Annotated in this window: 12 protein-coding genes and 1 pseudogene; 7 read left to right on the top strand and 6 right to left on the bottom strand. The window is 62.1% G+C overall.

Annotated elements, in window-relative coordinates; all coding sequences use genetic code 11:
* The first annotated feature begins 9 nt into the window (after positions 1 to 9).
* Complete coding sequence (locus tag CKW07_RS10510; protein ID WP_095144835.1) at positions 10 to 630, top strand: DUF4136 domain-containing protein; 621 nt, start codon at positions 10 to 12, stop codon at positions 628 to 630.
* 40 nt (positions 631 to 670) lie between these two features.
* Positions 671 to 1,228, top strand: a complete 558-nt coding sequence (locus tag CKW07_RS10515) for a DUF4136 domain-containing protein (RefSeq protein ID WP_095144836.1) — start codon at positions 671 to 673, stop codon at positions 1,226 to 1,228.
* Between the two features lie 195 nt (positions 1,229 to 1,423).
* On the opposite strand, the pseudogene CKW07_RS10520 reads toward CKW07_RS10515, so the two are convergent.
* Positions 1,424 to 1,717, bottom strand: a pseudogene (locus CKW07_RS10520) (Flp pilus assembly protein CpaB); the annotation flags it as partial.
* Between the two features lie 758 nt (positions 1,718 to 2,475).
* Between CKW07_RS10520 and CKW07_RS10530 the strand changes: the two are divergent.
* Entirely contained in the window at positions 2,476 to 2,925 is a 450-nt protein-coding gene (locus CKW07_RS10530) for a DMT family transporter (protein ID WP_095144837.1), read from the top strand.
* Here CKW07_RS10530 and CKW07_RS10535 read toward each other — a convergent pair.
* Positions 2,909 to 3,781, bottom strand: coding sequence for a MaoC/PaaZ C-terminal domain-containing protein (locus tag CKW07_RS10535; protein ID WP_095144838.1), 873 nt, complete (start codon positions 3,779 to 3,781; stop codon positions 2,909 to 2,911). The two genes, CKW07_RS10530 and CKW07_RS10535, sit on opposite strands and share 17 nt — an antisense overlap.
* 2 nt (positions 3,782 to 3,783) lie before the next feature.
* The gene (locus CKW07_RS10540; RefSeq protein WP_095144839.1) at positions 3,784 to 5,136 is read right to left on the bottom strand and encodes a 3-oxoacyl-ACP reductase; all 1,353 of its coding nucleotides are present in this window, start codon (positions 5,134 to 5,136) and stop codon (positions 3,784 to 3,786) included.
* Positions 5,137 to 5,254: 118 nt separating this feature from the next.
* Between CKW07_RS10540 and CKW07_RS10545 the strand changes: the two genes are divergently transcribed.
* The 3 genes from CKW07_RS10545 (at position 5,255) to CKW07_RS10555 (ending at position 9,118) form a co-directional block, all read left to right on the top strand.
* Positions 5,255 to 6,532 carry an acetyl-CoA C-acetyltransferase gene (locus CKW07_RS10545; protein ID WP_095144840.1) on the top strand — a complete coding sequence of 426 codons (1,278 nt, stop codon included), beginning with the start codon at positions 5,255 to 5,257 and terminating at the stop codon, positions 6,530 to 6,532.
* A gap of 355 nt (positions 6,533 to 6,887) precedes the next feature.
* Complete coding sequence (locus CKW07_RS10550; protein WP_095144841.1) at positions 6,888 to 7,781, top strand: PA4780 family RIO1-like protein kinase; 894 nt, start codon at positions 6,888 to 6,890, stop codon at positions 7,779 to 7,781.
* Between the two features lie 101 nt (positions 7,782 to 7,882).
* Positions 7,883 to 9,118: an MFS transporter gene (locus CKW07_RS10555; RefSeq protein ID WP_256577037.1), complete on the top strand. Its 1,236-nt coding sequence runs from the start codon at positions 7,883 to 7,885 to the stop codon at positions 9,116 to 9,118.
* Here the strand turns inward: CKW07_RS10555 and cueR are convergent.
* From cueR to CKW07_RS10570, 3 genes are all read right to left on the bottom strand, one after another.
* The gene (gene cueR, locus CKW07_RS10560; RefSeq protein WP_095144843.1) at positions 9,072 to 9,485 is read right to left on the bottom strand and encodes a Cu(I)-responsive transcriptional regulator; all 414 of its coding nucleotides are present in this window, start codon (positions 9,483 to 9,485) and stop codon (positions 9,072 to 9,074) included. The genes CKW07_RS10555 and cueR overlap by 47 nt on opposite strands.
* Positions 9,482 to 11,878: a heavy metal translocating P-type ATPase gene (locus CKW07_RS10565; protein ID WP_095144844.1), complete on the bottom strand. Its 2,397-nt coding sequence runs from the start codon at positions 11,876 to 11,878 to the stop codon at positions 9,482 to 9,484. The genes cueR and CKW07_RS10565 overlap by 4 nt, the downstream gene beginning before the upstream one ends.
* 124 nt (positions 11,879 to 12,002) lie before the next feature.
* On the bottom strand, positions 12,003 to 12,380 hold the full coding sequence (locus CKW07_RS10570) for a hypothetical protein (RefSeq protein ID WP_095144845.1): 378 nt from the start codon (positions 12,378 to 12,380) through the stop codon (positions 12,003 to 12,005).
* Between the two features lie 146 nt (positions 12,381 to 12,526).
* Here CKW07_RS10570 and CKW07_RS10575 point away from each other — a divergent pair, with 146 nt between their 5' ends.
* A complete protein-coding gene (locus CKW07_RS10575; RefSeq protein ID WP_095078263.1) occupies positions 12,527 to 12,724 on the top strand; it encodes a heavy-metal-associated domain-containing protein in 198 nt (65 codons plus the stop codon).
* Positions 12,725 to 12,726: the final 2 nt, after the last annotated feature.

Below are 12,726 nucleotides of genomic sequence, written 5' to 3' on the forward strand. Positions count from 1 at the left end.
GAGAGCACCATGAAACGCCATCCGGGATTGATCCTGCTGTGCCTGGGGCTTGCCGCCTGCCAGGGCAGCAATCCGTATGTCGCCAGCTCCAACCCGTTACCACCGGCCCCGCCGCAAGCCGCCAAGACCTTTGACCGCAGCGCCTATCCGGCCGCGCCTCGAGATTATGCCCGTTACCGCAGCTGGGCCTGGCTCGACGGCCAGTTGCCCAGCGGTTCGACCTGGGCTGACTCGGCGCAGATCGCCGAGTTGGTCAGCAATGCGCTGGACCAACGGGGCTTGCGTCCGTTGCATGACAACAGGGCGGCTGATCTGTGGGTCAGCGCCGAGTTGCAACAGGAAACCCGGCTGCAACAGGTGCAGGATGACTACGGGTATGGCGCCTACGGTGGCTACAACCGCTACGGTGGCGGCTATGGCAGTGGTTACGGCATGTACAACACCGTCCCCATTGTGCGGACCTACAATGTGCAAATGCTGGTGGTCAGGGTGAACCTGTACGACGCCCAAACCGGGCAACTGGTCTGGAGCACCAGCGCCGAAACCGGCCTCGACGACAGCGAAACCCAGCGCGCGAAATCATTGAGAGAGGCTGTAGAAAAGGCGGTAGCGGCGTATCCTCCCGGTTAATGATACGCATTTGGTTGCGTGTCCGAACCGGAGAAAAATCATGTTTCGCCGCCTCGCTTTACTGGCCTGTGTCGTGCTGCTCAGTGCTTGCCAGTCCAATCAGATCAATCACGACTATGACGCCAGTCGCGACTTCAGCGCCTATCGCAGCTGGACCTGGAAAGAGCCTGCCCTGCAATACCGTCCCGATGATCCGCGGATCAAGAGTGACCTCACTGAGCAACGCATTCGCCAGTCCGTGGCCGATCAGCTCGACCAGCGTGGCCTGCGTCCTGCCGCCGGCGGCAGCAAGGGGGATCTCAATGTGCAGACTTACCTGATCGTCGAGGAGCGTCAGCAACAGGTCACCACCAACTACGGCGGCGCCTGGGGCAATCCCTGGAACGGCTACTATGGCGCGCCGATGTACAACGAAACCCGCAATGTGACCTACAAGGTCGCCACCCTGCAGATCGACCTGCTCGACGGCAAGGACGGCAAGCTGGTCTGGCGCGGCAGTGACGAGCAGATGCTCAGCAGTTCGCCGAATCCCACTGATCGCAGCAATGCGATTCGCGAGACTGCCCGACGGATCCTGAGCAACTACCCACCGAAGTAAGCCCGGGGTCAAAGGCCGACCCAAGGTGAGGCCGGCTATCCGTGATCGGTGCTGGCAAGTTGCCGGCGCCGGCTGCGAGCCTTGACTACACTTCGAGCACTACTGGAGGTAGCGCTTGGCCGTGTGCCGGCAACGGAGTGCTCGATGTCTCCACGTTCGCGGTTTTGCGGTCCGGCCCGACAGGGTGGGGCGATTGGATTGATCGCCGCGTTTCAAACTGCCAGCAGGAGTGCTACGAAGTTTTTCCAGGGCTACATCGACGGCCGTCAACGGGATGAATGGCGGCACATCACGCACCACCACCGGTTGGCGAGTCTGGTCTTCGGCATTCGCGATGGTTTTTTCAATCACGGTGGGGGGCGCAAGAGGCGGAACAACCGATTCTGCAATCGGAGCCGGTTGCCGGCTCAAGACCAGTCCCCAGTATCCGACAATGATGGCTGCGACAAACAAGAGTCCAGCCAGCCCCATGGTGACACGACTGTTCATGACGGCTCTCCCTTTCCTGCTGCATCATCGGCTCGTGACACTCGACGAGATAACTTCGCAATCAGGCAGCTATGAACAGGCAACGATTTGGCTATTTGCAGGTAGCGCAGCTAATCCAAAATGCCATTACTGAACTTGAAAATCCCCCCAGAAAGATGAGGTCCCTGTAAAGCTAAGTTATTTTGGCGTCTACGGCCGGGTTACTACTTTGTGATTAGTTGGTTCTTACAGTTGCTGGAGAGGGCTTTGTTGACAATGCTCCGGTGGCACAGAGGAATCATGTCGTAGTTCCGTTCATTCGTGCCTTTGGCGCAAGGAGAAGCCTGATGACCTTTCACTTGTTGGTACTCAAAACCCGTCAGCTTTTCGATCGGACCGAAGGCGCATCAGCGATTGAGTACGCTATTGTTGCTGCATGGTCGCCACGTTGGTGGTGTTGTTTATCTCACCGATCGGCACTGAAGTTTTCAATATGTTCAACGAGTTTCACGCCATTCTCAACTTGGTATTAACAACTTATATACAAGGGTGGAGACCCTGCCTAACGGCTAATACCAAGGGTGTGGTTTCTGATCGGGGCTTGTGGAAAATTCCTTTAAATCAAGAGGGGCGTGTTTCTACTGGTTTGCGGGGTGGGTAAAAAACTTAAGTGATATATATACAATTAACCATGTAGGGCCGAGCCGGACTAAACGGTGCCTACACGTCGGGGGTCGAGTGCGTATACTGCATCCCCAATCGATTCCCTGGAGAACAACATGCCGGCTCCCGTCTGGTGGTTACTGTGTCTGCCGTTTGTTGCCGGTGCGTTTTTACCGCTGCAAGCCGGTATCAATGGGCAACTGGCCAAACAGGTCTCCAGTGTGCTGGCCGCCGCGTTGATTTCGTTTTTTGTCGGCACTATGGCGCTGTTGCTGCTGGTGATGATCCAGCGTGAAGCGCCGACATTGGCGGCGCTCAAGAGCTTGACCTGGTGGCACTGGAGCGGCGGTTTGCTGGGGGCTTTTTTCATCACCACCGCGGCCTTCGCCGGACCGCGGATCGGTGCGATGCTGTTCATGGCGCTGGTATTGGCCGGGCAACTGGGCATGGCCCTGGCGCTGGATCATTTCGGTTGGGCGGGGTTTCGCGAGGCCCCCGTCAGCGCCGGCAAGATCGCCGGCCTGGTGTTGATTCTGGTCGGTGTTTTTCTCATTCGGCGCGGCTAGGCAGGGCTATCGGCCGCCAAGTGCCGAGCATGTGCTCAAGTTCCCCGGCACCGATCAATTTCAGCTCGCCATGGGCATCCGCAGCGCTGGCCAGCAAGACGACCTCGCTGGGTAGTCGCACGGGCTTTTTGAACTGTACTGCGATCTCATAAGCCGAGCCAGGCAGGTGGCCGCTCAGTGCGGCCAGTGTGCGCGCCTTGATCCACAACCCGTGGGCGATGGCACGGGGGAATCCGAACAGCCTGGCGCTGGCGGTGCTCAGGTGTATCGGGTTGTAGTCCCCCGAGACCTTGGCGTACTGGCGGCCGATCTCGCCGGGAGCCCACCAGCGGGTCACTTCGCTCATGGGCGCAGTGGCATCCGCTGCTGGCTCGATGGCTTCGCTGGCCAACTTCACCCCTTTGCAAAGCATCTGGCTTTCGGCTTCCCAGAGCAGCCCCAGCGCGTCATCCACGCGAGTGATCAAGTCGAACGTTGCGCCCTTGGCGTGGGGTTGCAGGTTTTGTACTCGGACACTGACACACACCCGGCTGACACCGCCCAAGGGCCGCAGCACACGGATACGATTGGCCAGGTGCACCAGCCCCAGCAGCGGGAACGGGAACGCCTTGTCAGTGAGTAACTGCAGTTGCAAGCCGAACGCCAGTACTTGGGGGTAGGTTGGAGGCAGCAGGCCGCTTTCGGGAAAACCGCAGACTTTACGGTAGGCCGCCAAGTGACCGGCATCGACGCTGAGCCAGCAGCGCACGCCCACATCAGGCAACGCGGTACCGGTGATTTTGCGGCGCGTCGCTGCCCGCCAATAGAGCGCCGACCAGTGGGGGGCGCTGTTCAATAATTGCCAGTCCGTCGCCATGATCAAGCCCCCAGTACGCTTTGCCCACACACCCGTAGCGCTTGCCCGCTGACGGCGCCACTGCCCGGTTGGGCGAGCCAGGCCACGGCTTCGGCGACGTCCTGTGGCAGTCCGCCTTGCCCCAGTGAACTCATGCGTCGTCCGGCTTCGCGCAGGGCGAAGGGAATGTGCGCGGTCATTTGGGTTTCGATAAAGCCGGGCGCCACGGCATTGATGCTGATCCCACGCGCTCCCAGCAGCGGAGCCCAGGCCTGTGCCAGCCCGATCAGCCCAGCCTTGCTTGCGGCATAGTTGGTTTGCCCGCGGTTGCCGGCAATGCCGCTGATCGATGCCAGCAGGATCACCCGTGCGTTATCGCGCAGGGTGCCGCTGTCGAGCAGCGCCTTGGTCAGCACTTGCGGTGCATTGAGATTGACCGCGAGCACCGCGTCCCAGAACTCCGGCGTCAGGTTGGCCAGGGTTTTGTCGCGGGTGATGCCGGCGTTGTGTACCAGGATGTCGATGCCTTCGGGCAGTTGCTCGACCAACCGGGTGGCGGCGTCTTCAGCGCAGATATCCAGGGCAATGCTGTTGCCGCCCAGGCGTGCGGCGAGGGCGTCGAGGTCGGCTCTGGCCGAGGGCACGTCCAGCAGCACCACATCGGCCCCGTCGCGGGCCAGGGTCTCGGCAATCGATGCGCCAATGCCGCGAGCGGCACCGGTCACCAATGCCTTGCGTCCCGCCAGCGGCCGGGTCCAGTCCTGTACCTGTGTCGCACAGGGGTCGAGTCGCACGACCTGACCTGAGACATAGGCGGATTTGGGCGAGAGGAAAAACCGCAGCGCGCCTTCGAGTTGTTCTTCAGCGCCGTCGCCGACATACAGCAACTGCAGGGTGCCGCCGCTGCGCAGCTCCTTGGCCAGCGAGCGGCTGAAGCCTTCCAGTGCACGTTGGGCGCTGGCGGCAAACGGGTCGACCAGAGTCTCGGGAGCCCGGCCGAGAATCACCAGGTGCGCGCAGTGATCGAGATTTTTCATCAGTGGCTGGAAGAATTCGCGCAGTGCGTTGAGTTGCCCGGTGTGCAGCAGGTCACTGGCATCGAACACCACGGCCTTGAGCCTGGGCCCGTGGCCTGGAATCCAGGCCTGGGCTACCAGCGGTTCCGCTCCGTAGCCGTAGATTTGCTCGGTGAGTTTGCTGGCCAGTGCGCCGACCCTCTGTGCCAGCGGGCCGCCGCCGATCAGCAACGCACCCTCGACCGGCCTGAGACGACCGGCTTCCCATCGCTCCAGTCGAACCGGCGACGGCAGGCCCAGGGCACCGACTACACGGTGGCCGAGGGACGAGTTGGCGAAGTCGATATAGCGGTCTGACATGGAACACGCTCCGGCAGCAGGGGTTCAACGTGTGGACCCTGCCTGGTGATCAGTCGTTCGATCCACGAGATAAGGCCTACGCTTGTGGGGTGTGGCTTTCACAGAATAGGAGCTTTTCATGACTCAGTTGCGCCGCGTGGCAATCATTGGTGGTAACCGCATTCCGTTTGCCCGCTCCAACGGCCCCTACGCCACCGCCAGCAACCAGGCGATGCTGACCGCCGCGCTCGAAGGCCTGATCGAGCGTTACAACCTGCACGGGTTGCGCTTGGGGGAGGTGGTGGCGGGGGCGGTGCTGAAGTTGTCGCGGGACATGAACCTGACTCGCGAGTGCGTGCTTGGCTCACGGCTGTCAGCGATGACGCCGGCCTACGACATCCAGCAAGCCTGCGGCACAGGCTTGGAGGCGGCGTTGCTGGTGGCGAACAAGATTGCCCTGGGACAGATCGACTGCGGCATTGCCGGCGGCGTCGATACCACGTCGGATGCACCGATCAGCGTCAGCGAAGGCCTGCGCAGGATTCTGCTGCAGGCCAACCGCGGGAAAACCACGGGCGACAAGCTGAAAGCCTTCCTGCAATTGCGTCCCCGGCATTTGATCCCCGAGTTTCCGCGCAACGGTGAGCCGCGCACCGGTTTGTCCATGGGCCAGCACTGCGAGTTGATGGCACAGACCTGGGGCATTGCGCGCGCCGAGCAGGATCAACTGGCCCTTGAGAGTCATCAGAAACTGGCTGCAGCCTACGCTGAGGGCTGGCACAAGGATTTGCTGACGCCATTTCTGGGCCTGACCCGCGACAACAACCTGCGCCCGGACGTGACCCTGGAAAAACTGGCCGCATTGAATCCGGCTTTCGAAAAAAGCGCCAAGGGCACCCTGACCGCGGGCAATTCGACACCGCTGACTGACGGCGCCTCTGTGGTGCTGTTGGCCAGTGAACAATGGGCGCAAGCGCGCGGCTTGCCGATCCTCGCGTATTGGCGCGACGGTGAAGCGGCGGCGGTGGATTTCGTCAACGGCGCCGAAGGGCTGTTGATGGCGCCGGTCTACGCGGTGCCACGGTTGCTGGCACGTAATGGCCTGAGCTTGCAGGACTTCGACTACTACGAAATCCATGAGGCCTTCGCCGCACAAGTGCTCTGTACCTTGAAGGCCTGGGAGGATGGGGACTACTGCAAGAGCCGGCTTGGCCTCGATGCGCCCCTGGGCGCCATCGACCGCAGCCGGCTCAATGTCAAAGGCAGCTCCCTGGCGGCCGGGCATCCGTTCGCGGCGACCGGCGGGCGCATTGTCGCCAACCTGGCCAAGCTGCTGGAGGCGGCAGGGCAGGGACGTGGCCTGATTTCGATCTGCGCTGCCGGCGGCCAGGGTGTGACCGCGATTATCGAGCGCTAAGGCCCGTGCCGTTTGGTTGCCCGGTCGGCAGGCGGCTGTGGTTGGCGTCATGTTCGGCCGCAGGCTCAGCCCAACGCCCGGGAGCGTGAAACGGTACCCCATTCGAGAAAAACCCTACGAAGGGTTGGCTGCTGGATCTCCGACTCTGTCGCAAATACCTTCTGAAACGGTGGTCAACAGGCTGCAGAGTCTCGGCTATGATTTCCATCGGCCGACAGGGTTAATCTGATAAATCTGGCACATTGAGTGCATCCACACGGTTCATAGGTCGGCAACCCCTCCCCGCCGTGAGAGGATTGCCGTATAACGAGTGACATTCGCGTGTTTGGTAATAAAGGACCCACAATAAAAGCTGATGAAGACTCCAAAACGCATTGAACCCCTGATCGAGGACGGTCTGGTTGACGAGGTGCTGCGCCCACTCATGAGTGGTAAAGAAGCAGCTGTTTATGTGGTGCGCTGCGGCAATGAGTTGCGTTGCGCCAAGGTCTACAAGGAGGCGAACAAACGAAGTTTTCGTCAGGCGGCCGAGTATCAGGAAGGCCGTAAGGTGCGCAACAGCCGTCAGGCACGCGCCATGGCCAAGGGCTCCAAGTTTGGCCGTAAAGAAACCGAAGATGCCTGGCAGAACGCCGAGGTCGCGGCGTTGTTTCGTCTGGCCAGCGCCGGAGTGCGGGTGCCCAAGCCGTTCGACTTCCTGGAAGGCGTGCTGCTGATGGAACTGGTTGCCGACGAGTACGGCGATGCCGCGCCGCGTCTGAATGACGTGGTGCTGGACGCCGATCAGGCACGCGAGTATCACGCTTTCCTGATTTCTCAGATCGTGCTGATGCTGTGTACCGGTCTGGTGCACGGTGACCTGTCCGAGTTCAACGTGCTGCTGACGCCAAACGGCCCGGTGATCATCGACCTGCCGCAGGCGGTGGATGCAGCCGGTAATAACCACGCCTTCAGCATGCTGGAGCGGGATGTGGGCAACATGGCCTCTTACTTCGGGCGTTTTGCCCCAGAGTTGAAGCGCACCAAGTACGCCAAGGAAATGTGGGCCCTGTATGAAGCAGGTACCCTGCACCCGGGCAGCGTCCTGACCGGTGAGTTCGACGAACCGGAGGAGCTGGCGGACGTCGGCGGTATCATGCGTGAGATCGAGGCCGCGCGGCTGGACGAGGAGCGCCGCCAGGCGGTTCGCGCCGCAGACGATGCACCGCCAAGCAAGACCGAAGAGCCGCCTCCACCGTGGCTGCAGTGATCGGTTGAATCAAGAACCCGGCCTCGGCCGGGTTTTTACTGTGCGCCCGGCGCTCTTCTGCATACTGACGATATTCGAAACACCCACACTCAAGGATGAATGTGAACACTCAGCCCACGCCCCGGCAATCCAGTCGCAATGCCCACCTGATCATCGCTGCGCGCCTGGTCTCGGACTTTGGTGCATTTCTCAACATGGTGGCGCTGGCCACTTACGTCTACCTGCTCAGCAACAGTGCCATGAGCGTCGGAATTTTTCTGGCCAGCCGCGTGGCCGGCGGGATCTTCGCCAGCCTGATCGGTACGACCTTCTACCGCCGCTTCATGGGGCGCTCGCCCCTGGTGGCCTTCGATGTGCTGCGCGCCGGGTTGCTGCTGTTGCTGGTGCTGCTGCCGGTAGCCCAACACGCGCAGCTGTTGCCGCTGATCGCGTTTGGCCTCGGGCTGGGCAACTCGATGTTTGCCATCGGTCTGAACAGCCAACTGCCGAACATGGTCAGTGCCGATCAACTGCTCAAAACCAATGCCTGGCTGACGTCGGCGTCCTCGGGCGCGATGGTTGCCGGCAGTCTGGTATCGGGTTTGTTGGTGGCGGGTGTTGGTTTTGAAGCGGTGTTCGCGTTGAACATTGTCACTTACCTGTTGGCGGCGCTGTTCGTGTTGCCGTTGCGCTTTCCTGTGCCAGAGGTCCGCGTGCAGCCCGAGCGCAACAGCGGTGAGTGGGCGGTTTTGCGCGATGGTTTACGCAGTACGCCGGTGGTTGCCGCGATGCTGGTGCTGTCCATGGCCGACACCCTGGGCAGTGCCGCGCACAACGTCGGCTTTCCGATCATTTCCAGGTTGTTGACGCCCGAGTCGGCCAGCACCACGTTGGGCCTGATGCTGGCGGTATGGGCCTGCGGCAAGTTGATCGGTGCGCGCATCGCCAGTCGCCTGCCAGGCTCGGAGAACGTCAATCTGGAGCGGCGGTTCTTCTTCGGCGTGCTGTTGATGTCCAGCGGCTTCATTCTGATGTTCCAGCAACAGAGCCTCTATGGCTTGCTGCTGTTCGCCCTGCCGGCAGGATTGGGCGACGGCTTTTCCGAGGTTGGCCTGATGTCGCGTCTGCAGCGTGAACCGGACCATCTGCGGTTGCCGATTTTCAGCTTCCTGACCTTGCTGCAGATGACCGGGTTCGGCGTCGGCATGTTGATTGCCGCGCCCTTCTATAACCTGTGGTCACCGGGTGGGGTGGTGGCACTGTTTCACGGGATTCCCCTCGGCACCTTGCTGGTGCTGAGGGGAATGGCACTCAGGGGCGAGAGGGTTCGGCGCAGCAGCCAGAGGCCAGTTCCTTGAGGATCGGGCAGTCGGGGCGGTGATCGCCCTGGCAATGTTCCACCAGGTCCTGCAGGGTGTCGCGCAACTGGCCCAGCTCACGGATTTTCTGGTTCAGCTCATCGATGTGCTGGCGGGCCAGTGCCTTGACGTCGGCGCTGGCGCGTTGGCGGTCTTGCCATAAGGTCAGCAGCTTGCCGACTTCCTCCAGGGAAAACCCCAGGTCGCGTGAACGCTTGATGAATGCCAGGCTGTGCAGGTCGTCATCGCCATAGAGGCGGTAGCCGCTGTCGGTGCGATGGGCCGGTTTGAGCAGGCCGATGGACTCGTAGTAACGAATCATCTTGGCGCTCAGGCCACTGTGCTTGGCGGCTTGGCCGATGTTCATTCAATATCCTCCAGGTCTTTGGGCTTCCAGGTCTTGAGCAGTAGCGCATTGCTCACGACGCTGACGCTGGACAGGGCCATCGCCGCACCCGCCAGCACCGGGTTGAGCAGGCCAAAGGCGGCCAGAGGGATCCCGATCAGGTTGTAGACGAAGGCCCAGAACAGATTCTGGCGGATCTTCGCGTAGGTCTTGCGACTGATTTCCAGCGCCGCCGGTACCAGCCGTGGATCACCGCGCATCAAGGTGATGCCGGCCGCATGCATGGCCACATCGGTGCCGCCACCCATGGCAATGCCGATGTCCGCAGCAGCCAGCGCCGGTGCGTCGTTGATACCGTCGCCGACCATGGCCACCACGCCGGTTTTTTTCAGCTCGGTGACGGTCGAGGCTTTCTCGGCCGGCAACACTTCGGCGTGGACGTTGGTGATCCCTAGCGCTGAAGCGACGACCTTGGCGCTGCCACGATTATCGCCCGTCAGCAGGTGACTGCCGATGTGTTGCGCCTTCAACTCGCCAATCGCCTGCAGAGCACCGGGCTTGAGGGTGTCGCCAAAGGCGAACAGGCCCAGCACCCGTGGCTCGGGGCTTTGTTCGATCAGCCACGACAGGGTCCGGCCCTCGGCTTCCCAGGCGGCGGCCGAGTCAGCCAGCGGGTCGGCACTCAAGCCGCTTTCTTCCAGCAGACGGCGATTGCCCAGTGCCAACCGACGGCTGTCCAGGGTGCCGGCAATGCCACGACCGGTCAGCGACTGGCTGGCGCTGACGTCAGCCACCGGCAAGTCACGCTCGGCGCAGGCGTCCAGCACCGCTTTGGCCAGCGGGTGTTCGCTGCCGCGTTGCAGGGCCCCGGCCTGTTGCAACAGGGTCGCTTCGTTACCCTCGATGGCGCTCAGATGAGCGATGCGCGGGGTGCCGGACGTCAGTGTGCCTGTCTTGTCGAAGACCACCACGCTGACCTCATGGGCCCGCTCCAGGGCTTCGGCGTCCTTGATCAGAATCCCGTGGCGTGCGGCCACTCCCGTACCGGCCATGATCGCGGTCGGCGTGGCCAGGCCCAGTGCGCAAGGGCAGGCGATCACCAACACGGCAACGGCGTTGATCACCGCCGTTTCCAGGGGCGCACCGTACAGCCACCAGCCGACCAGTGTGGCCAGGGCCAGGAGCAAGACCACCGGTACAAACACCTGGCTGACTTTATCCACCAGTTTTTGAATCGGCGCCTTGCCGGCCTGGGCGTCTTCCACCAGGCGAATGATGCGCGCCAGCACAGTTTCAGCACCCAAGGCCTGGGTGCGTACCAGCAGCCGGCCTTCGCCGTTGATGGCGCCACCGGTGACTTTGTCGCCGGGCTGCTTGGGCACGGGAAGGCTTTCGCCGCTGATCAGGGCCTCGTCGGCATGACTCTGGCCTTCGACCACTTCGCCGTCCACCGGGAAGCGCTCGCCGGGTTTGACCAGCACCAGATCACCGAGGCGCAGGGCACTGATGGCGACGTCCTGCTCACGACCGGCCACCACTTGAATCGCCCGCTCCGGGCGCAAGGCTTCCAGGGCGCGGATAGCGCTGGCTGTCTGGCGTTTGGCGCGACTTTCCAGGTACTTGCCCAGCAACACCAGGGCGATCACCACCGCCGAGGCCTCGAAGTACAGATGGGGCATGCTGCCGGCACTGGCCGTGGCCCACAGGTAAATGCTCAAGCCGTAACCGGCGCTGGTGCCCAGGGCCACCAGCAAGTCCATGTTGCCCGCACCAGCCCGCACGGCCTTCCAGGCCGCGACATAGAAGCGTGCGCCGAAAATGAACTGCACCGGAGTCGCCAGGGCAAACTGCACCCAGGCCGGGAGCATCCAATGCAGGCCAAAGGGTTGCACCAGCATCGGCAATACCAGCGGCAATGCCAGGACAACGGCCAGCAGTACGCTCCAGCGCTCACGGTGCAGGCGCTGTTGCTGATCGTCGCTGGAAGACTGTTCGGCTTGCCAGACGCTGGCGGTGTAGCCGGCCTTGCTGACCGCGCTGATCAACTGCTGCGGATCGACCTGGCCGAGCAACTCCAGGTGGGCACGCTCATTGGCCAGGTTGACGCTGACGCTCTTGACCCCGGCCACCTTGTTCAAGGCGCGTTCGACGCGACCGGCGCACGAGGCGCAGGTCATGCCGCCAATGCTCAGCTCAAGGCTTTGCGCGGGCACGCTGTAACCGGCTTGCTGCACCGCTTCCATGAGCGCCGGCAAGCTGTCCGGGGGCGCTTGGACACGGGCTTGCTCGGTGGCTAGGTTGACGCTGACTGCGCTGGCGCCGGTCACTTTGCTCAACGCGCGCTCCACACGCCCGGCGCAACTGGCGCAGGTCATGCCGGCGATCGGCAGGTCGAAGGTGGTGGAATCGGACATCGGTCTTACTCCCTGTAGAAATGACCTACAGGATCAACCTTGCCATGCTGGCAAGGTCAAGCGCCAATCTTTGACGGGTGCGATCCTTGTCGCCACTGTCGTCCGGCAGCGGCGACAGGGGGGTTCAATAACCGAGCCCGGCCTTTTTCAGGTACACGCCTTGCCCATTCATGGCGATGCGGTATTTCTGGATGTCGCCGGCGCGCAAGGTGATGTTTTGCGAACCGGGGGGTAGCATTCCCGGGTTGCAGCCCGGCATTTGGCCCGGGAGCAGTTTGAGGCGCAGGGAGAAGGTGCCCGGCGGCAAGTTGAACGAGGTGCTCTGTTCCTGGAACAGGCGCGCCGACAATTGATCCTGGATGTACACGCCAATCTCGCACGAGGTCGCGACTTCCAGGCGTTCGCGAGAAATGATCAGCACGCCGTAGTCTTCAGCGTTGGCCGAGGGGGGGGCGGCGAAAAGACCGAGCATGCCAAGTAGGCTGAAAACGGACCAGCGCATGGCTGAATCTCCTGCTGTTAATTCATCGATGACGCAGCTTGGCCGAGCGCGCTGCCGATTGCCAGCCCGGCAGTTCACCGCAGAACTTGACCTTGCCACGGTGGCAAGCTCGAGACTGCCCTCAATCTCATCAAAGGAGCTGCCTCATGCAAGTATTCAACGTTCAAGGTATGTCGTGCGGTCACTGCGTCCGGGCCATTACCCAGGCGCTGCAAGCCAAGGATCCAGCGGCCAGCGTGCGGGTCGACCTGGCGGCGAAAGAGGTCGGGGTCGAGAGTCAGTTGACCGCCGACCAAGTGATCGAACTGATCAGCGAAGAAGGCTACGGGGTCAAGCTGGCCTGAAG

Source organism: Pseudomonas sp. Irchel s3b6 (assembly GCF_900187415.1).
In the GTDB taxonomy this organism is placed as follows: domain Bacteria; phylum Pseudomonadota; class Gammaproteobacteria; order Pseudomonadales; family Pseudomonadaceae; genus Aquipseudomonas.